Source organism: Kitasatospora sp. UYEF31 (assembly GCF_057291755.1).
In genome coordinates, this window is sequence record NZ_JBXAWK010000007.1 from 102,737 (window position 1) to 124,980 (window position 22,244).

General features: G+C 69.7%; 19 protein-coding genes and 1 tRNA gene. 6 read left to right on the forward strand and 14 right to left on the reverse strand.

Annotated features, from left to right (window positions below; all coding sequences use genetic code 11):
• Positions 1-162 precede the first annotated feature (162 nt).
• The 4 genes from AC0Z36_RS05615 to rsmI all read right to left on the reverse strand — a co-directional run bounded on the left by AC0Z36_RS05615 (position 163) and on the right by rsmI (position 4,426).
• On the reverse strand, positions 163-1,062 hold the full coding sequence (locus AC0Z36_RS05615) for a TatD family hydrolase (protein ID WP_485461560.1): 900 nt from the start codon (positions 1,060-1,062) through the stop codon (positions 163-165).
• Between the two features lie 102 nt (positions 1,063-1,164).
• Entirely contained in the window at positions 1,165-2,787 is a 1,623-nt protein-coding gene (gene metG, locus AC0Z36_RS05620; RefSeq protein ID WP_485461561.1) for a methionine--tRNA ligase, read from the reverse strand.
• A 103-nt stretch (positions 2,788-2,890) separates the two neighbouring features.
• Positions 2,891-3,277: a hypothetical protein gene (locus AC0Z36_RS05625; protein ID WP_485461562.1), complete on the reverse strand. Its 387-nt coding sequence runs from the start codon at positions 3,275-3,277 to the stop codon at positions 2,891-2,893.
• A 273-nt stretch (positions 3,278-3,550) separates the two neighbouring features.
• On the reverse strand, positions 3,551-4,426 hold the full coding sequence (rsmI, locus tag AC0Z36_RS05630) for a 16S rRNA (cytidine(1402)-2'-O)-methyltransferase (protein ID WP_485461603.1): 876 nt from the start codon (positions 4,424-4,426) through the stop codon (positions 3,551-3,553).
• 136 nt (positions 4,427-4,562) lie between these two features.
• Here rsmI and AC0Z36_RS05635 point away from each other — a divergent pair, with 136 nt between their 5' ends.
• Positions 4,563-6,305: a dolichyl-phosphate-mannose--protein mannosyltransferase gene (locus AC0Z36_RS05635; RefSeq protein ID WP_485461563.1), complete on the forward strand. Its 1,743-nt coding sequence runs from the start codon at positions 4,563-4,565 to the stop codon at positions 6,303-6,305.
• Positions 6,306-6,369: 64 nt separating this feature from the next.
• On the opposite strand, the gene AC0Z36_RS05640 is transcribed toward AC0Z36_RS05635, so the two are convergent.
• The 8 genes from AC0Z36_RS05640 to AC0Z36_RS05675 form a co-directional block, all read right to left on the reverse strand.
• On the reverse strand, positions 6,370-7,266 hold the full coding sequence (locus AC0Z36_RS05640) for an SGNH/GDSL hydrolase family protein (protein ID WP_485461564.1): 897 nt from the start codon (positions 7,264-7,266) through the stop codon (positions 6,370-6,372).
• Positions 7,267-7,439: 173 nt separating this feature from the next.
• Positions 7,440-7,513: transfer RNA gene (locus tag AC0Z36_RS05645), tRNA-Ala, on the reverse strand.
• Between the two features lie 62 nt (positions 7,514-7,575).
• Positions 7,576-8,820, reverse strand: coding sequence for a divisome protein SepX/GlpR (gene sepX, locus AC0Z36_RS05650; RefSeq protein ID WP_485461565.1), 1,245 nt, complete (start codon positions 8,818-8,820; stop codon positions 7,576-7,578).
• Positions 8,821-9,043: 223 nt separating this feature from the next.
• A complete protein-coding gene (locus AC0Z36_RS05655; RefSeq protein WP_485461604.1) occupies positions 9,044-9,643 on the reverse strand; it encodes a GNAT family N-acetyltransferase in 600 nt (199 codons plus the stop codon).
• Positions 9,640-10,362, reverse strand: coding sequence for a MogA/MoaB family molybdenum cofactor biosynthesis protein (locus AC0Z36_RS05660; RefSeq protein WP_485461566.1), 723 nt, complete (start codon positions 10,360-10,362; stop codon positions 9,640-9,642). The genes AC0Z36_RS05655 and AC0Z36_RS05660 overlap by 4 nt, the downstream gene beginning before the upstream one ends.
• Positions 10,362-10,868 (reverse strand): cyclic pyranopterin monophosphate synthase MoaC, encoded by a 507-nt coding sequence (gene moaC, locus AC0Z36_RS05665; RefSeq protein ID WP_485461567.1) that lies wholly within the window; start codon positions 10,866-10,868, stop codon positions 10,362-10,364. Before moaC ends, AC0Z36_RS05660 begins: the two co-directional genes overlap by 1 nt.
• 55 nt (positions 10,869-10,923) lie before the next feature.
• Complete coding sequence (gene glp / locus AC0Z36_RS05670; protein ID WP_485461568.1) at positions 10,924-12,141, reverse strand: molybdotransferase-like divisome protein Glp; 1,218 nt, start codon at positions 12,139-12,141, stop codon at positions 10,924-10,926.
• Between the two features lie 136 nt (positions 12,142-12,277).
• Positions 12,278-12,982: a GGDEF domain-containing protein gene (locus tag AC0Z36_RS05675; protein ID WP_485461569.1), complete on the reverse strand. Its 705-nt coding sequence runs from the start codon at positions 12,980-12,982 to the stop codon at positions 12,278-12,280.
• A gap of 89 nt (positions 12,983-13,071) precedes the next feature.
• On the opposite strand from AC0Z36_RS05675, the gene AC0Z36_RS05680 reads away from it, so the two are divergent.
• Positions 13,072-13,674: a 5-formyltetrahydrofolate cyclo-ligase gene (locus AC0Z36_RS05680; protein ID WP_485461570.1), complete on the forward strand. Its 603-nt coding sequence runs from the start codon at positions 13,072-13,074 to the stop codon at positions 13,672-13,674.
• Between the two features lie 57 nt (positions 13,675-13,731).
• Here AC0Z36_RS05680 and AC0Z36_RS05685 read toward each other — a convergent pair whose 3' ends face one another.
• A complete protein-coding gene (locus AC0Z36_RS05685; RefSeq protein ID WP_485461571.1) occupies positions 13,732-16,809 on the reverse strand; it encodes a penicillin acylase family protein in 3,078 nt (1,025 codons plus the stop codon).
• 115 nt (positions 16,810-16,924) lie between these two features.
• Here AC0Z36_RS05685 and AC0Z36_RS05690 point away from each other — a divergent pair, with 115 nt between their 5' ends.
• From AC0Z36_RS05690 to AC0Z36_RS05705, 4 genes are all read left to right on the forward strand, one after another.
• The gene (locus AC0Z36_RS05690) at positions 16,925-18,472 is read left to right on the forward strand and encodes a potassium/proton antiporter (RefSeq protein ID WP_485461572.1); all 1,548 of its coding nucleotides are present in this window, start codon (positions 16,925-16,927) and stop codon (positions 18,470-18,472) included.
• A gap of 423 nt (positions 18,473-18,895) precedes the next feature.
• Positions 18,896-20,164: an MFS transporter gene (locus AC0Z36_RS05695; protein WP_485461573.1), complete on the forward strand. Its 1,269-nt coding sequence runs from the start codon at positions 18,896-18,898 to the stop codon at positions 20,162-20,164.
• Positions 20,165-20,212: 48 nt separating this feature from the next.
• Complete coding sequence (locus AC0Z36_RS05700; RefSeq protein ID WP_485461574.1) at positions 20,213-20,581, forward strand: FmdB family zinc ribbon protein; 369 nt, start codon at positions 20,213-20,215, stop codon at positions 20,579-20,581.
• 31 nt (positions 20,582-20,612) lie between these two features.
• A complete protein-coding gene (locus AC0Z36_RS05705; protein ID WP_485461575.1) occupies positions 20,613-21,446 on the forward strand; it encodes an S-methyl-5'-thioadenosine phosphorylase in 834 nt (277 codons plus the stop codon).
• Positions 21,447-21,832: 386 nt separating this feature from the next.
• On the opposite strand, the gene AC0Z36_RS05710 is transcribed toward AC0Z36_RS05705, so the two are convergent.
• Complete coding sequence (locus tag AC0Z36_RS05710) at positions 21,833-22,219, reverse strand: VOC family protein (RefSeq protein ID WP_485461576.1); 387 nt, start codon at positions 22,217-22,219, stop codon at positions 21,833-21,835.
• Positions 22,220-22,244: the final 25 nt, after the last annotated feature.

The window sequence follows — 22,244 nt, forward strand, 5'->3', positions numbered from 1 at the left end:
CCACGCCGACGAGCAACGGACTGTACACGGATCGTCACGGTACGTGGTCGCGTTTTCCGGGGAGATTCACTCGTTGGGCCTGGGTCGGGGTAATCCGTACCGCTCAGGGATTGTTCAGGGCATTGCTCAAGGCACTGCTCAAGGCACTGTTCAGGGCGCTGTTCAGGGCGTGCCGAACACTCGTACGGCGTTCGCCGCGAGTGCCGCGCACAGTTCTTCTTCGGTGACGCCCTTGACCTGGGCCATCGCCCGGACCGTGACCGGGATCAGATACGGCGCGTTCGGCCGCCCGCGGAACGGATGAGGCGTCAGGAACGGCGCGTCGGTCTCAACGAGGAGCAGTTCCAGCGGAGCCACCGCGAGCGCGTCCCGCAGGTCCTGTGCGCTTTTGTACGTGACGGTTCCGGCAAAGGACATGATGTAGCCCTTGTCCGTACAGACCTTGGCCATATCGGCGTCGCCCGAGTAGCAGTGGAAGACCACACTGTCCGGAGCGCCTTCCTCGTCGAGGATGCGCAGCACGTCGGCGTGCGCCTCGCGGTCATGGATGACCAGGGGCTTGCCGTGCTTCTTCGCGATCGCGATGTGCCGCCGGAACGACTCCTGCTGGGCTTCCACACCGTCAGGTCCGGTCCGGAAGTAGTCGAGCCCGGTCTCGCCGATCCCCCGCACCCGGGGGTGCGCGGCCAGCGCGTCGATCTCTTCCAACGCCGCGTCAAGGGCTGCCGTGCCGCCGGCTTCGCGCTGCTGCCCCGACCAGCCGTCCGGATCGCCGTGCACCAGGCGCGGCGCTTCGTTCGGGTGCAGCGCGACGGTCGCCAGGATGCGCGGGTGACTCTGCGCGGCCTCCAGGGCCCACCGCGACGACGGCACGTCGATGCCGACCTGCACCAGGGTGTCGACCCCGACCGAGGACGCCGTGCGTACGGCGTCCTCGATCGTGGTCTCCTGCAGGTCGAGATGGGTGTGGGCGTCCCACACCGGCACGCGCAGCGGCGCGGGGACCGGGGGCGGAGAGACGTCCTTCTCCGGCTTGTCGCGCCGCTTGCGTACCGTACTCATCGCTTTACGCTTCCTTCTTGATCTCTTCAAGGCGCGGGAACAGGATGTGCCCACCTGGGGCGCCACGCCCCAGACCCCTGGGCAGAGCCCGCGTGGCGCTGACTATGCGATCTTCTTCTCTTCCAACCGGGGGAACAGGATGTCGCCCTTGGTGATCGTCGCGCCCGCGGGCAGCTGACCCCACGTGCCGGCGTCCTGGACCTTCTGGTCGGCGAGCGCGCCCAGGGAGGCTTCGGCGCCCAGCGAGAGCCACAGCTTCTCGGAGATCGTCGGCATCACCGGGTTGAGCAGGACCGCCATCGCGCGCAGCGACTCGGACGCCGTGTAGAGGATCGTGGCGAGCTTCGCCTGGCCCGCCGCGGATTCGTCCTTGGCGACCTTCCAGGGTTCCTGCTCGGTGAGGTAGCCGTTGACCAGCTTCACGAAGGCGAAGACCGCCTCGATGCCGCCCTGGAAGTCCAGCTTCTCGCCGATCAGATCGTCGGCCGTCCGCACGGTCTCCGCCAGCGCGTCCTGGAGGACCTTCTCGGCGTCTCCGGACGCCGTCGCCGCAGGCAGGACGCCCTCGAAGTACTTGCCGACCATCGCGGCGACCCGGGAGGCCAGGTTGCCGAAGTCGTTGGCCAGCTCGGCGGTGTAGCGCGCGGAGAAGTCCTCCCACGAGAACGAGCCGTCGTTGCCGAACTGGATCGCCCGCAGGAAGTACCAGCGGTAGGCGTCCACCCCGAAGTGCTCGGTGAGTTGCTGCGGTGAGATGCCAGTCAGAGCGGACTTGCTCATCTTCTCGCCGCCGACCATCAGCCAGCCGTGGGCGAAGACCTTGCCGGGCACCGGCAGTCCCTGGGCCATCAGCATGGCCGGCCAGATCACCGCGTGGAAGCGCAGGATGTCCTTGCCGACCAGGTGCACGTCGGCCGGGAAGGTCGCGTCGAACTTCTCCTGGTCCGCGCCGTAGCCGACCGCTGTGGCGTAGTTCAGCAGCGCGTCGATCCACACGTAGATGACGTGCTTGGTGTCCCACGGGATCGGGATGCCCCAGTCGAACGTGGACCGGGACATCGACAGGTCCTGCAGGCCCTGCTTGACGAAGTTCACGACCTCGTTGCGGGCCGACTCCGGCTGGATGAAGTCGGGGTTGGCCGCGTAGAACTCAAGGAGCCTGGGGCCGTACTCGGACAGCTTGAAGAAGTAGTTCTCCTCCTCAAGCATCTCCACGGGCTTCTTGTGGATCGGACACACCTTCTCGCCCGCGAACTCGCCGGTACCGTCGATCAGATCGCCGGGAGCCTTGAACTCCTCGCAGCCGACGCAGTACGGGCCTTCGTATCCGCCCTTGAAGATCTCGCCCTTGTCCGAGAGGTCCTGGACGAACTCCTGGACCCGGTCGGTGTGCCGCTTCTCCGTGGTCCGGATGAAGTCGTCGTTGGCGATGTCCAGGTGCTCCCAGAGCGGCTTCCACGCCGACTCGACCAGCCGGTCGCACCACTCCTGCGGGGTGACGTTGTTCGCGGCGGCCGTACGCATGATCTTCTGGCCGTGCTCGTCGGTGCCCGTGAGGAACCACGCCTTCTCGCCGCGCTGGCGGTGCCAGCGGGTGAGCACATCGCCTGCGATGGTCGTATAGGCGTGGCCGAGGTGCGGTGCGTCGTTTACGTAATAAATCGGAGTCGTGACGAAGTAGGTCTTACCGACACCGTGCTGCTGTTGGGAATCTGTGGCCGCCATAGGGCTAATCGTAGTGGCCGCCCCGGCGTGGCTTCCCTCCATATATGCGGAGGGTGTGGGCCGCCCCGCCGGGCGACCCGCACCGTGTCGGAACGGGCCCGCGTCAGGCCGCTCCCGCCTCCGGCTGGCCGCCGCCCTTGCGGCGGTGCAGAAAGCCGCGGCGCGGCTGGTCCTGGGCCTGGCCGTCGGTTTTGGCCGCGGGCTTCGGGTCCGGCTTGGGAGCGCGCTGCGGCGGAACCGCAGGGTGCATCCGGGCGACCCGCCCCGCCGGCAGGACCCGCAGCCGGTGGCCGTCGCACCGCTCACACTGCGGCTGCCGGAACGGCGAGGGCACCGCGACGGTGTCCAGGTAGTACACGACCACTTCGTGCCCGTGCAGGTCGGTGGTGTGCCTGATCTCGTAGTCCCGTTCCCAACCGTGCCCGCAACCCATGCAGACGAATGCGTAGGCCTCGTGCACGACACCACGGCCGCGCGTTCCGTCGATCATGACGACCTCCCCGAACCGGAGGGGCCGACCACCACCGGGTCGCCGGTACCGGTCCTGCCCCTACTGCATCGAGAATGCCCGGACAATTCGGGCAGCAACCGGGCTCCGGGAAGGCTTGACGCTCACCAGGACGAACCATGGGAAACGGGCGTTTCCGGTGACTTAGGCGCTACCTCCGCCATACCGGGGTTTGACCGTACGTCCGGTTTTGCGATCTCGGGAAGTCGGCAAGGTCACTGCGCGACAGTTCGGGCGTACGGGAAAACCCGACCGTTATGCGGGGGATGGTCCCTTTTTGGCAGCCACAACCGCGTCGAACACGATCCGCTTGGGCAGCCCCGCCTCCACAGCGACCGCAGCGATGGCCTCCTTGCGGTTCTCGCCCGCGTCCACCCGCAGGGCCACCCGGGCCGCGAGCTCCTCAGGCCCCGCCTCCGACGGGTCGGCCGGCGGTGCGCCGGAGACCACGACCGTGATCTCCCCCCGTACCCCGTCGGCGGCCCAGGCCGTCAGCTCGCCGAGCCCGCCGCGTTTGATCTCCTCGTACGTCTTCGTCAGCTCCCGGCACACGGCCGCACGGCGGTCCGCGCCAAAGGCCTCGGACATGTCCTTGAGTGAGTCCTCGATGCGGTGGGTCGCTTCGAAAAAGACGAGCGTACGGGGCTCGTCCTTGAGCTCGGCCAGTCGTTTGGCGCGTTCACCGCCCTTGCGCGGCAGGAACCCCTCGAAGCAGAACCGGTCCACCGGCAGCCCCGACAGCGCCAGCGCGGTCAGCACCGCGGAGGGACCGGGCACCGCGGTGACCCTGATGTCCTCGGCCACCGCCCCTTCCACCAGCCGGAAGCCCGGGTCTGAGACGGACGGCATCCCGGCGTCGGTCACCAGGAGCACCCTCTTACCGTCCTTGAGCGCGGCGACCAGTTCGGGCGTACGGGCGACCTCGTTGCCTTCGAAGTACGAGACCACCCGGCCCGGCACCTCGACGCCGAGCGCACCGGTCAGCCGCCGCAGCCGCCGGGTGTCCTCGGCCGCGACGATGTCGGCCTTGGCGAGTTCGGCCGCCAGGCGGGGCGGGGCGTCCCCGACGTCCCCGATCGGGGTGCCCGCGAGCACCAGTAGTCCGGCCGTAACGTCCGTGGGGTCCTTCATTTCATGCTGCACAGGCCCAATCCTCCCCCACTGTGTCCACCCGGGGGCCCGGCCCCCGGACCTCTGGGGCCACCCCGGCCGCCCCGCCTGGGGCAGACTCATCTCCCCCAGCGAAACCCACCCATACGATGTCCGGGTGACGAGCGACGTGGCGACCGATGACCAGCCCCTCAGCCGCCCTGCGCCCGGCCCGCAGAGCGACTCCGGCGGGCCTGGTGCGAGCTCGGGAGAACCTGCTGAGGACAGCCGTCGGGCGCTGGCCAGCCTGGCCAGGTTCGGATACCGGCCGCGCCGGAGCAGACCGCCGCGCGAGCGCCTGGTGCCCGCGTACACCGACAGCACCGCCTACGCGGGCGGCGGCTGGATCGCGGCACTGCTGATCACCGTGATGGCCGGGATCCTGCGGTTCTGGCACCTGGGGACGCCGAAGGCGGTGATATTCGACGAGACCTACTACGCCAAGGACAGCTGGTCACTGCTCAAGCTGGGGTACGAAGGCACCTGGACCGAGAACGCGAACAAGGACATCCTCGCCGGGAACTTCGGCGACGCGTTCAAATCAGACCCCTCGTACATCGTCCATCCGCCGATCGGCAAGTGGGTCATCGCCCTCGGCGAGCAGCTCTTCGGCCTGACGCCGTTCGGCTGGCGGTTCGCCGTCGCGGTGCTCGGCACGCTCTCGGTACTGATGATCATCCGGATCGGCCGCCGGCTGTTCCGCTCGACACTGCTCGGCTGCATCGCCGGCCTGCTGCTGTCCCTCGACGGCCTGCACTTCGTGATGAGCCGCACCGCGCTGCTCGACCTGGTCCTGATGTTCTGGATCCTGGCCGCGTTCGGCGCACTGCTCATCGACCGGGACCAGACCCGGGCGCTGGTGGCCCAGCGGCTGCAGGACGGCATCGACCCGGCCGAGGCGATGGCCATGGGCCTGGGACTGCGCCCGTGGCGGCTGATCGCCGGCATCCTCCTGGGCCTGGCCTGCGGCACCAAGTGGAGCGGCATGTACTACCTGGCGGCCTTCGGGACGATGACCGTCCTGTGGGACGTCGGCACCCGCCGCGCCGCCGGAGCGCCCCGGCCGGTCCGCGCGGTCCTGCGCCGCGACGTGCTGTGGGCGTTCCTGTCCACGGTGCCGGTCGCGATCGGCGTCTACATCTGGTCGTGGTCGGGATGGTTCCTGACCAGCGACGGCTACAACCGGCACTGGGCCTCGAACCGTGACGGGCTGTCGCCGGAGAAGGTCCTGGGCGTCCGTATGCCGTTCCAGTTCGACATGCGCTGGATGCCGGAGGGCCTGCGCAGCCTGTGGCACTACCACGCGGAAATGTGGAACTTCCACACCAACCTGGGCACTTCGCATCCGTACGAATCGAATTTCTGGAGCTGGCTGGTCCTCGGCCGCCCGGTGTCGTACTCGTACGAGACCGTGCACCGGGGCACTGACGGCTGCACAGCGCAGGACTGCGCGCAGGAGGTCCTCGGCATCGGCACTCCGCTGCTGTGGTGGACCGGCGTGGTGGCGGTGCTCTACCTGCTCTACCGCTGGGCCGCGCGGCGCGACTGGCGGGCCGGCGCGATACTCGGCGCGCTGGCGGCCGGCTGGCTGCCTTGGTACTTCTACCAGTCCCGCACGATCTTCCTGTTCTACGCGGTCGTGTTCGTACCGTTCCTGGTGCTCGCGGTGACCATGCTGCTCGGCGCGATCCTGGGGCCACCGGAGGCGAGCGACAGACGGCGCACGTGGGGCATCGCGGGGGTGGTCGCGATCATCGTCCTGATCGCGTGGAATTTCCTGTACTTCTTCCCGATCTTCACCGGCCAGACGATCCCGGTGGACCAGTGGCGCGACCGGATGTGGCTGACCACCTGGATCTGACGATGTGCTGTCGCTGAAACCGCGGAACCCCGCCGGGAGACTCTTCCCGGCGGGGCAGACCGCGTCAGGAGTTGCGCTCCGTGCCCGATCCGCACAACGGCGCCAGGTCCGGCCGCTTGGCCGTCAGGCCGTCGCCGGAGGATTCGCCGCGCAGTCGGCGGCCGATCCAGGGTGCGAGGTGCTCACGCGCCCACTGGACGTTCTCCTGTACGTGCGCCAGGCGCGCGGCGGCGGCCTCCTGCACCTGGGCGAGGCGGGCCGCCGCGGCCTTGTCCGCCGCCGCAGACTCGGCCACCTCGGGCCACGGGGCGTTCGGGTCGGTCTCGATCGCCAGGCCCATCGCCTGGCTGGCCTTCAGCGCCACCCGCTCGTGGCCCTCAGCCGACAGGTGCAGCCGGTCCTCGCTCCACGCGCGCCGGTCCTGGGTGGCTTCCAGGCCCCAGAGGTCGACCACCGTGCAGTCGTACTTGTCAGCGATCACCCGCAGGTTCTCGTTGTACGTCGCGACCTTGCCGCGGATGAGCTTGAGGAACGTCATGTCCTTGGTGTCGAATCCCGTGAAAACCAGCACGTGCGACCCCGCCGCGCGCAGCGCCACCACCGCCTGTTCGTACTCGGCGGCGAGCTTGTCGGGGTCACCGCCGGGCCGGAGCACGTCGTTGCCGCCGGCGCAGAAGCTCAGCATCGTGGGCCGCAGCTCCAAGGCGGTGGGCAGCTGCTCCTCGACGATCTGGTGCAGCATCTTGCCGCGCACCGCGAGGTTCGCGTACATCAGCCTTGGTCGCACGGTGGCGAGGCGACCGGCGAAGCGGTCCGCCCAGCCGAGCAGGGTGCCGTCAGGGCCAGGGTCGCCCAGGCCTTCGGTAAAGCTGTCCCCAATGGCAACGTAGGAGTCGATACCGGACAAAAGATCTTTCTTTGCTCCGGACAGGGTCAAATCAGTGATTCCAAGGTCAGCCATGTCACAGGATGCTGGCACTTCGCGACGGGGCTACGCGACCGTAATAAGCGCCCGCACACGCATGGTGACTACAGCTAAAAACCTGGACCGCCGCGCGCCCCTCGCGCACCCGCCGGAAACGCCGGAAACGCCAGAAGCCCCACCGGATGAACCGGTGGGGCTTCTGGACTGTGTGGACCCGTGGGGATTTGAACCCCAGACCCCCTCGATGCGAACGAGGTGCGCTACCAGACTGCGCCACGGGCCCGACGGGAAGAACATTACCACCTCGGCGGAGTGCTTCGGAAACCGATTCCGCCGAGAAGTGGATCACTCGTTGCTGGCCCGCGGCCACTCGTGTTCATAGTCGTCCTGGCCGACCGGGTGGACTCCGGGACCGCCGCGGCGCCCGAACCGCGGATCGGGGTCGTACTGGTCGAACAGGGGTGTGGCGGGTGCGCTCCGCTCCGGCACGGACGGAGCCGCCGGAGCCTGCGGGGCCGGAACCGCCACCCCGTCACCCTTGCCGCCGCGCGGGACGACGGGAGCGGTGACGTACGTCGGCAGGGGCACCGGAACGGGGTCCCAGGCGTCGCGGTCCCGGTCGTCGTCGACGTCGCCCGGGAGGTGGATGTCCACGGTGCCGCGGATCTCAGCGATCCAGTCGGCGTGCTCCGTGTCGCCGTCACCGCGGCGGGCGTCCGCCGCGGCGCCGTGTCCCGGCTTGACCACCTTGCCGCCGTTGGGCGCCTTGCCTGGCCTCGGTGCTTTTCCCGGGCGCCCGCCGGTCTTGCCGGCAGGCCTGTGCGGGCGGTCGTCCGCGGCGCCCTCGACGGGTTCGGCCCGGCGGCGCTGGGCCCCGGGTCCGGCAGACGGTCCCGCCGACGGGGAGACGTGGGAACGCAACCTGCGGCGCAGCGTCGACTCGTATCGCCGGCGTTCCTGGACCCGCAGGTGGACGATGTACGCGGACAGGAGCAGGCCGGGGACGGCCGGCAGGGTCCACAGGACCACGCTGCCGACTGTGGCGGCCACCGCGACGCACGCTGCGAACAGCAGGAACAGGCAGACGATGACCCGGCGGCGGCGGGCGAGCAGGACGGCCCGGCCGTCCGGTCCGCCGGGCGGCCGGGCCGGGCGGGCCGGGCGGGCCGGGCGGGCCGGGCGGGCCGGGCGGGCCGCCGGGGGGCGGGGGGCGACGGTCGGCGCGGGGGCGGGAGCCGGCGGCGCGACCGGCGGCTCCGTCTGGAGCGGGGGCGGCGCCGGAGACTGGGCCGGTGCCTGGGGCTGTTGCTTGGCCGCCGGGGCTGTCCTGTCGACACGCGTCGGCCGCTTGAGCGAACGCAGTTCGTCGACCGAGATGTGGACTCCCGTACGGCTCTCTTCGTCTTCGGCGACGCGTCGCGCGTGCCGGAGCTCGAAGGCTTCGCGCCGGGAGAGGAGCTTGATGGCGGTGGTGAACCGCCCGGTGGACCGCCGCTCGTTGAGCTCGTCCTGCCGACGGAGCCACATGGGCACCAGGTAGGCGGCCCAAGCCCCCACGATGGCTGCGTAGATCAGGCCGCTGCTGCTCACGACGTCCACGCTAGGGCGATTCGGCACTGCATCGTCGGATTAGACACGGTGTGTCGCACCATCTTCTTTGATGCGTGTGTGACTACTGATGCATATGAGGCTAGAGGGACGCATGTCACCTACCCAGACTGGCCGCTTTGTCTACAGAGCGATAGATGGACCTGTCGATCAGAGGGAGATCCCTACCCCGCGGACGACGGGTTCAGCCGTCGTCGGGGCTGATTTACGGCAGATTCGCGCGCAGCCGCGTCACCAGGCCCTGCGGGACCTCGTCGGCGTTCAACGCGTACACCAGGTGGTCCCGCCAGTCGCCGTCGATGTGCAGATAGCGCGGACGCAGGCCCTCTTCGCGGAAGCCGAGCTTCTCCACCACCCGGCGGCTGGGCCGGTTCTCCGGGCGGATGCACACCTCCATGCGGTGCAGCCCGAGCCGGAAGAAGCAGTGGTCGACCGCGAGGGCGACCGCGGTGGGCGTGACCCCGCGTCCGGCCACCGACTCGTCCACCCAGTAGCCGATGTGCGCGGAACACATCGACCCCCAGGTGATGCCCGCGACGGTGACCTGGCCGACGAGCCGCCCGTCGTAGAGCACGACGAACGGCAGCATGCGCCCGCCGGCGGCCTCCGTCCGCAGGTAGCGGACCATCTGCCGGAAGGTGGGCCGCCGGGAGCCGTTCGTCCCCGGCGGTACGGTCGCCTCCCAGCGCCGCAGCCAGTCGCGGTTGCGGACGTGCACCGCCTGCCAGGCCTCGGCGTCCCGGTTGCGGATCGGCCGCAGGGTCACCCGCCCCTCCGCGAGCTGGGCCGGCCAGCTGCGGGTCAGCCCCACGGGTTGCCCGACGCGGCACCCCCGTAGCCGCCGCCCTGCTGGCCGCCGCCCTGCTGACCACCCTGCTGCTGACCACCCTGCTGGGGATAGCCGCCGGGAGCGCCGTAGCCGCCGCCCGGCTGCTGGCCGCCGCTGTAGCCGCCCGCACCGTAGCCGCCGCCCTGGCCGCCGGGCGCGGAACCGTAACCACTGCCGCCGAAACCGCCGCCGGCGGCCGTGCCGCCGTGGTCGACGCCCTGCATCTGCTGGACCACGTGCGGCAGCACCGGGGCGAGGATCGCGATGCCGTCCTTGGCCCCGCCCGGCGAGCCGGGGAGGTTGACGATCAGGCTGCGGTACGTCCAGTGGCCGTCCTGGACCGAGGCCACACCGGCGACCCCGCGCGACAGGATCGCCGTGGGGACGTTCTCGAAGCTCTTCATCCTGATCGCCTCGGCGATACCGGGGACCTCGTACGCGATGACCCGACGGGTCATCTCCGGCGTGCGGTCCAGCGGCGATATCCCCGTGCCGCCGGTGGTGATGACAACGTCGTAGCGCTGGGCGCACGCGTCGCGCAGTGCCTGCTCGACCGGTTCACCGTCCGGCACCACCTGGGGGCCGCGGGTCTCGAAGCCGAGCGACTGCAGTGCCTGGACCAGGACCGGACCGCTCTCGTCCCGGTAGACCCCGGCCGCGGCCCGGTTCGACACGGTGATGACCATGGCTCGCATCAGTGGTCCCCTCCTTCGACGTCAGTGACAGGGCGACGATAGTCACCCGAGACCCCGCCGGTCTTCTCTTCCACCCGGACACCGGTGATCGTCGCGCCCGGATCGACCGCTTTGACCATGTCGATGACGGTCAGCGCGGCGACGGTGACGGCCGTGAGCGCCTCCATCTCGACGCCGGTGCGGTCAGCGGTCCGTACGGTCGCGCTGATGTCCACTCCGTCGTCGGCGACCGACAGCTCGACCTTGACGCCGTGCACGGCGATCGGGTGGCACAGCGGGATCAGGTCGGGTGTGCGTTTGGCGCCCATGATCCCGGCGATGCGGGCGGTGGCCAGGGCGTCGCCCTTGGGCATGCCCCCGCCGCGGAGGAGCGCGACGACCCGCGCGGTCACCAGGACCCGCCCGGTGGCCGTCGCGCTCCGCACGGAGGCCTGCTTGGCCGTCACGTCGACCATCCGGGCGGCCCCGGTTTCGTCGAGGTGGGTGAGGTGCTCCCCGCGGGCCATGTTTCCCCTGTCCGAGTACGTGTGTCAGAACAGTGGCCACGCTAGTGCAGCCGGGTCAGTCCAGCAGTAGGGCCTCGACCGTGCCACCGTCGGCCACCTCGGTGACCTCCGCCGGCACGATGATCAGCGCGTTGGCCTTCGCGAGGGCGCCGAGCAGGTGCGAACCGGGGCCGCCGACCGGGACGACCGTGCCCGGGGCGCCGTCGGCACCCGGCGTGTAGTGCCCGCGCAGGAACTGCCGTCTGTCCTTGGGCGAACTGATGTCGCCGGTCAGGAGCGCGTGCACCAGCGGCCGGTGGACGTCCTCGATGCCCTGCATGCGCAGCAGCGCGGGGCGGACGAACACTTCGAAGGAGATGTACGCGCTGACCGGGTTGCCCGGCAGCGTGAAGATCGGGATCTCGTCCGGGCCGATGACACCGAAGCCCTGTGGCATGCCGGGCTGCATGGCGACCTTGCCGAACTCGACTGTGCCGAGGCCGGTGAGGACCTCTTTGACCGTGTCGTACGCGCCCATGCTCACGCCGCCGGTGGTGACGATGGCGTCGGCGCGGATCAGCTGGTCCTCGATGGTGTCGAGGAGGATCTTCGGGTCGTCGGGGACGTTGCCGACGCGGTACGCGATGGCTCCGGCGGCCTTGGCCGCGGCGGTGAGCATGTAGCTGTTGGAGTCGTGGATCTGCCCGGCGGTCATCGGGCGGCCCGGCGGGACCAGCTCGCTGCCGGTGGACATGATGACCACCCGCGGCCGGGGGCGGATGCGGACGCGGTCCCGGCCGATCGCGGCGAGCAGGCCGATCTGCGGCGGGCCGAGGATGGTCCCGGCCGCCAGGACGGTGTCGCCCGACTTCACGTCGTCGCCGCGGCGGCGGATGTACCGGCCCTCCGTGGGCGCGCGGGTGATCCGCACGGTGGGCATCCCCCCGTCGGTCCACTCCACCGGAACGACGGCCTCGGTGCCCTCGGGGACCGGCGCGCCGGTCATGATCCGGGCACACGTGCCGGGTTCCAGGACGACGCTCTCGGCGCTGCCCGCGGCCAGGTCCGCGACCACGTCGAGGACCACCGGATAGGTCTCCCCCGCGTCGGCCACATCGGTGAGGCGGACCGCGTAGCCGTCCATGGACGAGTTGTCGAAGGACGGCAGGTCGCCGGCCGCGGTGACATCGTCGACCAGCGCGCTGCCCTGGGCGTCGAGGAGCTGCAGCTCGAACGGGGTCAGCGGTTTGACCTGTTTGAGTACGGCCGCCAGGTGCTCCTCGACGCTTTTCATCCCGGTTTATCTCCTTGTCGACGTCACTGCGGAGCCAGGTTCGGAACTCCGGTCCCAGATCATCACGCTCGCATGCCAGTCAGACAATCTCACGCACATGGTCGGCGTGGTCACCCGTGTCGTAAAAGAACACCGGTCAGCTCGTCCTGAAGCCGTTCCGGGAGCCGTTCCCGGTCACGTTGTCGTCGGGCACCCGCTTGGCGGCCTTCGCCCGGGCCAGCGCAGCGTCGGCGGCGCGCAACAGGGCGACACCGTGGAGGCCGTCCCCCGGCAGGACGGCGACACCGACGGACAAGGTCAGGCGTACGGGGTCCTCCGGGTCGCCGAAGCGCTCCCTGGCGATCGCGTAACAGAGCCGTTCGGCGACCTTGGCCGCGCCGGCCGCGCCGGTCTCGGGCAGCAGGATGACGAACTCCTCACCGCCGTAGCGGGCGACGGTGTCGACTTTGCGGATCTCCACGGCGAGCCGCTGGGCGAACGCCCGCAGGACCGCCCCGGCGACCTGGTGCCCGTAGCGGGTGTTGACCGTACGGAACCGGTCGAGGTCGAGCAGCAGCAGGGCGAACGGATGGCCGAAGCGCTCGGCGCGCAGGACCTCTTTGTCGAGCACTGTCTGGAGGTAGCGGTAGTTCCCGATCCCGGTGAGGGGGTCGGTGAACGACAGGAGTTCCAGTTCGGCGTGCGCGGCTTCCAGGTGCTTGACCTCGCGGCGCAGCCTGACGAGCTCACCGGCCGGCCCGGTCAGTGCGCGCAGGCGGTACAGGGCCAGCGCGAGGCCGGTCACGGCGGCTGCCGTGAACACCGCGAGCAGCAGGAGGCCCAGGCCTCCGAAGGTCAGCATGACAACACCTGCACGGGCGCGGGACTCCTTCAGATGTGCTGAAATCGCGCCTGGAACAGCTCCCAGACACCGGGCACTTAAGGAACAGCATGCGGGACGCCGCCAACGACAAGGCCACACTCAGATCACATTTGGTGCACGCGAGGTCACTCTTTGGAGTGGAGCAGCGTGCGCTGACGGCGGACGGGATCGGCCGCGCGCTGGCCGTACTCCCCGAACTGACGGGCACGGGACCCGCGCGAAGCGGGTCGGCCGCGGTCAGGACAGTCGCGGCCTACGTCCCCGTCGGCTCGGAGCCGGGGCCCCGGGACCTCCCGCAGGTGCTCCACGACCTGGGGTGCCGGGTGCTCCTGCCGGTCCTGCTCGGCGACAACGACCTGGACTGGGCGGTGTACGCGGGTCCTGAGTCGCTGGTGAAGGCCGGGCGGGGGCTCCGGGAGCCGGCGGGGCCGCGCCTCGGCCCCGGGGCCGTCCGGGAGGCCGGTGTGCTGGTCGTGCCGGGTCTGGCCGTGGACCGGTCCGGGATGCGGCTCGGCCGCGGCGGCGGCTCGTACGACCGCGCCCTGGCCAGGACGTCCGCGTTCACCCTGGTGCTGCTGTATGAGGACGAGGTGCTTGAGCACGTCCCCGCGCAGGCGCACGACCGCCCGGTGGACGCGGCGGTGACCGCGGCCGGGGTCCTGCGGTTTTAGCACCCGGACACGCCGCTGCCCCGTACGTGGGCACGTACGGGGCAGCGGCGTGTCCGGCTACGGATGCAGCGTCAGCGTGTGCTTCTTCGTCCCGTCGACCGCCTGCCTGCTGAAGGCCCAGGGCAGGGTCTTGCCCTTGCGCCACAGATTGGTCTGATCGGTGTAGTTGTCGTTGAACACATGCCCGGAGTTGCCGGTCAGGTTGATCCACCGCGACGCGTCGAGGTTGCCGAGGTCGACGATCATCCGCATCGACGGGACCGCGGTGACCTGGTAACCCTGCGCGGCGTTCCAGCCGGTCGCGTCGACCACGCCCTCACCGCCACCCATCTCGAACGGGCCGCGGTTGAGCAGCCACTTCACCGGCTTCGGCCCCGCCGTGCCGAGGGTCTGGTTCTTCAGTTCCAGTGTGTGCAGCCGGCCCCAGCTCCAGGTGTCGATGTCCGAGCCGAGCTTGACCGTCAGTTCCTTGCGGGCCGCAGTCAGGGCCTTGCTCAGCAGCTGGTCGAGGGTCGTGATCTTCCCCGGGTCGCGGGAGACGTTCCACCACGGGCTCTCGGCGTCCGGCAGCAGGGCGCGGACCACCTCGAACCAGCGGTCGCCGCCGTCGGGCTGTGCGCTGGAGTCGTCCCGCTTGCCGCAGGCGCGCTTGCCGGAGTTGTCCGTACTGCAGTCGTTGTCCGCCCGGACGCTCATCGGCATCTTGTCGCCGAAACCGAGCAGCAGCAGCTGACGCCACACCGCGTTGAAGTACGCGGCACCCTTCGAATCGGCGTTGTTGCGGAAGTCCCAGGTCTTGAGCAGGTCCTGGGCCTCACGCACCCACGGGTCGGTCACTTCGGCCTTGAGCAGGTACGGGACGAGCAGTTCGGCGACAGGGTTGCGGTCGTCGTTCTGGACACCCGCCATGAACGCCGCGTCGATCTTCCCGCCGCTGTCGGTCTTCTGCTTGATCAGGTCGTTGATCCGCTGACTGCGGGAGCCGTAGCCCCAGTCGTTGGTCAGGAGGTACGGATAACCCGGGGAGACCACCGCGTTGTTCGCGGTGACGATGTAGCCCTCCGGCGGGTTGTAGCGGTACGGCAGCGACTCGAACGGGATGTAGGAGTCCCAGTCGTACTTGCCCTCCCAGCCGTAGACCGGCCAGCGGCCGTCACCCGACCGGCGGACCGGGATCTTCCCCGGCGCCTGGTAGCCGATGTTGCCGTCGACGTCCGCGTACACGAGGTTCTGCGACGGGGCCTCGAAGCCCTTGACCGCCGCGCGGAACTCGTTCCAGTTCCCGGCCTTGTTGAGCTGGAACAGCGATTCCATCGTCTTGCCCGGGTCGAGCGCCGTCCAGCGCAGGGCGACCCCGAAGCCCTCCTCGCGCTGTGGCGACGGGTCGGGGATCGGTGCTTCCTTGCCGACGTCCTTCAGCTCGTCCGAAGACTCGGACAGGATCGGCCCGTGCTTGGTCGACCGTACGGTGATCTGCCGGTCCTTGCCGCCGGCCACCTTGATGGTCTCCTCGCGGACCTCGTCGAACGGGAGGTAGGCACCGTCGTAGAGGTAGCCGGTCGCGTTGACCTTTTCGAGGTACAGGTCGGTGACGTCCGCGCCCAGGTTCGTGAAGCCCCACGAGATGCGGTTGTTGTGGCCGATGACCACGCCCGGCATGCCGGAGAAGGTGAACCCGGCGACGTCGTACGAGCACTGCGCGCTGACAGTCCGGCAGTGCAGGCCCATTTGATACCAGACGCTGGGCAGGGACGCCGACAGGTGCGGGTCGTTGGCAAGCAGCGGCTTGCCGGTGACGGTGTTCTTACCGGACACCACCCACGAGTTCGATCCGACGCCCGAGGACCGGTCGGAGAACAGCGACGGCAGGTCCTCCAGCGCCTTGGAGAGCGTGCCGAGCGCCGACTGCGCAGACTTGGGCGGGGACACCTGCGGCGCACCCGGCTGGAACTGCTCGCCGCCGGGCGCCTTCGGGTCGTTCACCACCGCGCCGGTCGGCACGATCGGCTGGTTCTTCTCATACGGGTAGGGCGGGTACAGCTGGTCGATCTGGTTGACCGTCAGCTTGTCGCTGAGCAGCGCCCGGTCGATCTCGTCCTGCAGGTTCGTACGCAGGTCCCAGGCCATGGCCTTCAGCCACGCGACCGAGTCGGCCGGGGCCCACGGCTCGGGCTTGTAGCCGCTGTGGACGACACCGAGCATCGGGTACTCGAAGGACAGCTCGCTCGTCGAACGGCCCTTGATGTAGGAGTTGACGCCGTCGGAGTACGCCTGGAGGAAGCGCTGCGCCTCCGGGGAGAGCATCGTCACCTCCTTCTCGGCCGTCTTGCGCCAGCCGAGCGTACGGAGGAACTCGTCGTTGTCGGCCTGGCTCTCGCCGAACATCTCGGAGAGCCGGCCGGCCGTCATGTGCCGCCGTACGTCCATCTCATAGAACCTGTCCTGCGCCTGGACGTAGCCCTGGGCGCGGAACAAGTCCTCGGAGGTGTCCGCGTAGACCTGCGGGATGCCGTTGGCGTCCCGCACCACTTCGACGTTGCCGGTCAGGCCCGGCAGCTTCGCCGCGCCGTCGACGTCGGGGAAGGATTTGCGGGACAGGTCCCAGCCGTACCAGCCGGAGCCGCCGACGACCACCGCGAACAGCACGACGAAGACGATCAGGGTGTTCCGCAGTCGGCGCGACTTCTTCTTGTGGCCCTTGGCCTTGTGCTTCGCCTCGTTGGCCTGCTGGACCTGTTCGCGGGGCAGCACTCTGCCGGTCCCGGCGGCGGACGCCGCGGGGGCGGGGGTCTCGGCCGGAGTCTCAGCGGGCACCGCCGCCGGGATGGCAGCCGGCGGGGGTACGGGCGGCGGCCCGGCCTGCTGGACAGGCCGCTGGTACTGCTCGGCGCGGCGCGGGTCGGACCGCTGTGGCTCGGCCCGCGGTGGCTGCCCGGGTTGCGGCTCCCCGGGGGCGGGCCGCTGTGGCTCCGGGGCGAAGGGCTCGTCCGGCCACGACGCCATCGGCTGGAAGGTCTGCCAGCCGGAGTCGTCCGTACCGGCGGTCTCCCGGCGGGGGTGCCGGGGGTCGGGATCGCCGGGACCGGGCCGGTCCGGGCCCGGATTCGGCGGGTCAGGCGTCTGCGAGGCGGGCATCAAGGTCCTTCAACGATCGTTGCGAGGCAAGAGACACCTTAGAGGCTGTACAGATCCCGCTTTCGGCCGTGATCCCGGGCACTCCTGACGATGCGACTTCGCACTGCGCGATCACATGCGGGAAAATGTAAAGAAATCGTCATGCCATCGCTTCAATGTGGAGGTCTGCTTCTTGTCGCTGTCCGAGCTCAACAACGCGCTACTACTCGGCGCGGTCGTGGTCCTGGTCGCTGTCATCGCGGTCCGGCTCGCCACCAGGACCGGACTCCCCAGTCTGCTGCTCTACCTCGGACTGGGTGTCCTCCTCGGCCAGGACGTCCTCGGATTCTCCTTCAGCGACGCCGAACTGACCCAGACGCTCGGCTACGCCGCCCTGATCGTCATCCTCGCCGAGGGCGGGATAGCCACCGACTGGAAGGAGATCAAACCCGCGGTCCCCGGGGCCGCGCTCATCTCCACCCTCGGGGTCGGGGTGAGCGTCTCGATCGTGGCGGTGGCCAGTCGCTGGGTGCTGGACGTGGACTGGTCCACGGCGATCCTCATGGGCGCGATCGTGTCCTCGACGGACGCCGCCGCGGTGTTCTCCGTACTGCGCAAGCTGCCGCTGCCCAAGAAACTGACCGGCATGCTCGAAGCCGAGTCCGGCTTCAACGACGCCCCCGTGGTGATACTCGTGGTCGCGTTCGCCACCGCCGACGCCCACCACACGTGGTACGGCCTGCTCGGCGAGATGGCCCTGGAACTGTCCATCGGCACCGCGATCGGCCTGGCGGTCGGCAAGCTCGGCGCGCTGGGCATGCGACACGTGGCACTGCCCGCGTCCGGCCTGTACCCGATCGCCGCCATGGCCCTGTGTGTCCTCGCCTACTCCGCGGGCGCCCTCCTGCACGGCTCGGGCTTCCTCGCCGTGTACCTGTGCGCGCTCGTGCTCGGCAACTCGGCCCTGCCGCACCGGGCTGCCACCCGCGGCTTCGCCGAGGGCCTGGGCTGGATCGCCCAGATCGGCCTGTTCGTCCTGCTCGGGCTCCTGGTCACCCCGCACAACCTGGGCGACGCGGTGCTGCCGGCGCTGATCATCGGCAGCGTGCTGCTCCTGGTGGCCCGGCCACTGTCGGTCATCGTCGCCACCACCCCGTTCGGGGTCAGCTGGCGCGAGCAGCTCATCCTGTCCTGGGCCGGGCTGCGCGGCGCGGTGCCGATCGTCCTGGCGACCATCCCGATCACCGAGGGTGTTCCGCACGCCCAGCGGCTCTTCAACATCACCTTTGTGCTGGTGATCGTGTTCACCCTGGTGCAGGGCCCGACACTGCCCTGGGTGGCCCGGATGGCCGGTTTCGCCGTCAATCCGCTGACCACGGACCTCGGCATCGAGTCCGCGCCGCTGGACCGGCTGCGCGGGCACCTGTTGTCGGCGAGCATTCCGCCCGACTCCCGGATGCACAACGTCGAGGTCGCTGAGCTGCGACTGCCCAAGGGCGCCGCGGTGACCCTCATCGTCCGCAACGGGTCCAGCTTCGTACCGTCGCCCACCACGATCCTCCAGCACGGCGACGACCTGCTCGTGGTGGCCACGGACAAGGTCCGCGACGCCACCGAACGGCGGCTCAGGGCCGTCAGCCGGGGCGGAAAGCTGGCCGGCTGGTTCGGTGAAAAGGGCGACTAGCGGGACTTCGATCCCGTGGTGCAGCTCACGGGGAAGATTTGCCTCCGGCCGATCGTTGTACGATTTACGTGTACCCCCGTGGACCACCGAGAGGCGGCCTCCGCGCGGGTGCCCGTCGATCCGGCGCTGGACCCCGCCCGGAACGACGCCTTCACTACATCACCGACCATCTCTGCCTGACGCAGGGCTGGCGTGACCGAACGGCGGCCGGGACCCTCCTCGCGAGGGCCGGTATCTTCCCCGGTCGGCGCTGAGGACAGCTCTCGGCGCGTCCGGGGTCCCCGTCCTTAGCGGACGAGTGACGCGCCACCAGGTGGCAGGAAGCAGAAACCCCGTGTCGTTCGTTCGACCGAGGCCCGCAGCCGTTGCTGTCTCAGACGTGTTCTCCGGCGTGCTCCGCGAACCCCGTACCGGGGGCCGCGCGTGATCGCCACCTACTCCGGTCTGCTCCGCACCCCCGGTGCGTGGCGGTTCCTGACGCCCGCGCTGCTCGCGCGACTGCCGTTCGCGATGCTCAGCATGGGCATCATCCTGCTCGTCCGGCACACCACCGGGTCGTACGGTACGGCCGGTCTCGTCGCGGCGGTCGCCGCGGTGTCGCTGGCGCTGGCCGGTCCGCAGACCGGCCGCCTCGCCGACCGGTTCGGCCAGGCCGCGGTCATCGTGCCCGGCGCGATCGTGCACGCCGTCGTGGTCACCGCGCTGATCATCAGCACCGTGTCCGGCGCCCCGCTGTGGCTGCTGTTCATCCTCGCCGCGCTGTCCGGGGCGAGCGTCCCGCAGATCGGCTCGATGGTCCGGTCCCGCTGGGTGCATGTGCTCGGCAGCGACAAGAAGCTCTCGACCGCGTTCGCGTTCGAATCGGTCACCGACGAGTTCACCTTCGTGCTCGGCCCGGTCCTGGTGACCTTCCTGGCCACCGGCATCCACCCGGCGGCCGGTCTGGCCGTGGAGGCGGCACTCACCCTGGTCGGCTCCCTGGCGTTCGCCGTCCAGCGGGCTTCCGCCCCGACCCTGGTCATCCGTACGGCCGACTCCGCACCGCACGTGTCCGCACTGCGCGTGCCGGGAGTAAGGCTCCTCATCGCCGCGTTCATGTGCATCGGGATGGTGTTCGGCAGTGTGCAGGTGGCGATCACCGCGTTCGCCGAGCACGCCGGTCACGAAAGCCTGTCGGGCGTGCTCTACGGCACGTTCGCGGGCGGCAGCCTGGTCTCCGGCGCGGTGTACGGCGCGGTCGCCTGGAAGCGTCCGGCCCGCAACCGGCTGATGCTGGCCTTCGCCGCGCTTGTGGTGGGCACGTCCCCGCTGTGGGCGATCGGCTCCATCGGCCTGATGATCCCGTTCGCCCTGCTGTGCGGTCTGACCATCGCGCCCGCGCTGATCACCGGGTTCACCCTGGTGGAGACGCTGGTGCCGGCGGCGGCCAAGACCGAGGCGTTCACCTGGCTCACCGGTGCCATCGGCCTCGGCCTGGCGACCGGATCGCTGGCCGCCGGCGTCGTCGCCGACGCGCACGGCGCCGGCCCGGCGTTCCTGCTGACCGTGGCCGCGGCCGTGATCGGACTGATCGTCGCCGCCACCGGTCAGCGCTGGCTCGTCCCGGCGTCGAAGCCGTCCTTGGACGTCCTTGTTCACCCCACGGTGGACTCCGCCCGGACGGATGACGCATCATTGGCACTCAGCAGGTAGGAGTGCCAGTATCCGACCCTGTTTATTGCTTCTAGGAGGACCTGAACCGTGCCGACGTACCAGTACCAGTGCACTGCCTGTGGCGAAGGCCTGGAGGCCGTTCAGAAGTTCACGGACGACACCCTGACCGTGTGCCCGGCCTGCCAGGGCAGGCTGCGTAAGGTCTTCTCCGCCGTCGGTGTGGTCTTCAAGGGCTCCGGCTTCTACCGGACCGACAACCGCGCGTCGTCGGGCAAGTCGTCGGGCCCGTCGGGCTCGGCCACTCCGTCGACCGGCTCGTCGTCCGGGTCGTCGTCCGGGTCGTCTGGTGACTCGTCGTCCAGCTCGTCGTCTTCATCGTCCTCGTCTTCAACTTCGTCTTCTTCCTCGAAGCCGTCGTCGGGATCGGGTTCGTCCAGCAGTTCCAACGCCGCCTGAAGCCAGCCGTAGCCCCAGGGAGCAACACGCCATGACCAGTGCGCTGCCGTCCGGAGTCGCCCCAGCGGAGATCGGCGTCATCGGCGGATCGGGTTTCTACTCGTTCCTCGAAGACGTGACCGAAGTACGGATCGACACGCCGTACGGTCCGCCGAGCGACGCGCTGTTCCTCGGTGAGGTGGACGGTCGCCGGGTGGCGTTCCTGCCCCGGCACGGCCGGGAGCACGGTGTGCCCCCGCACCGGATCAACTACCGGGCGAACCTCTGGGCGCTGCGCGCTGCCGGGGTTCAGCAGGTGCTGGCCCCGTGCGCGGTAGGCGGCCTGCGGCCCGAACTCGGTCCGGGCACGCTGGTCATCCCCGACCAGCAGTTCGACCGTACGACAAGCCGGGTCCAGACTTTCTTCGACGGCCTGCCCCTTGCCGATGGCACACTCCCGCCGGTGGTGCACACGAGCCTCGCCGACCCGTACTGCCCGACCGGGCGCGCCGCGGCCGTCACCACCGCCGGGGCCGCCGACTGGACGCCCGTCGACGGCGGCACGCTGGTCGTCATCGAGGGCCCGCGTTTCTCCACCCGCGCCGAGTCACGCTGGTACACCGCCAACGGCTGGTCGGTGGTCGGCATGACCGGCCACCCCGAAGCAGTCCTGGCCCGTGAGCTGGGGCTCTGCTACACCGCACTGGCCCTGGTCACCGACCTGGACGCGGGCGTCGAGGCCGGCGAAGGCGTGACCCACGCCGAGGTGCTCGAAGTGTTCGCCAAGAACGTCGGCCGGCTGCGGACTCTACTGTTCGACGTGGTCGGGGCACTGCCGGCGGAGCGTTCGTGTGAGTGTGGCGCGAACGTGACGCCCCTGCCGTGACCTGCGTTTGACCGTCGTACGGAAGCCCTGATCCGCAACGCGGATCAGGGCTTTTGTGGCTCTCCTGTCGCTTCTGTGGGTGGGTTATGCGGTTTGACGGCCTGGTAGGTGTGGGCGCTGTCCGCCGAGGCCGAGCAGGGCCAGGGCGATCAGGAAATTCCGATACTCCCTTGCCGACGTCCTGATGGCGCCGATCCTGACTTGCAGGCCCGTGACCTGCGCTGTGGAGTTCCCCGCCGTCCACACGTTGTGAGCCGGTCGGGTGCCTAACCCCGTCTGTCCGGCAGCGCTCGCCCGGCGCTACCCGTTGGTTCACTCAGTGGCGGGCGTTGCGACGGCTGAGATGAACAGGAGCGACCCACCGGGGAGGGTTGCGTCGTTCACGCTCAGCCCTGGGTGGAGATGCAGAACGGGTGGCCTGCGGGGTCCAGCAGGACCCTCCACCGATCGGGCTGCGGCTGGAACGGAGGCTCGACTGCGCCCAAGGCCAGCATCCGGGCCTGGGCGGCGTCCAGGTCGTCGACGCCCAGTTCGATGTGGGCCTGCTTGGGCCGGGAGGCGTCCGGCCAGGTGGGACGCTGGTAGTCGGCCAGCCGGATGAAGCCCAGTCCAGGCGCGCCCTCACGGCCGAGCAGGACGAAGTCGTCGCTGGAGTAGAGGACGGGCAGGCCAAGGGCATCGCCGTAGAAGCGGGCGAGCTCGGCGGGGTCGGGGCAGTCGAAGTCGACGGACAGGAAGCGGATCGCTGGTGGGGATGTGGTTCCGGTGCTCATGAGGAGGACGCTACGACGGGACCAG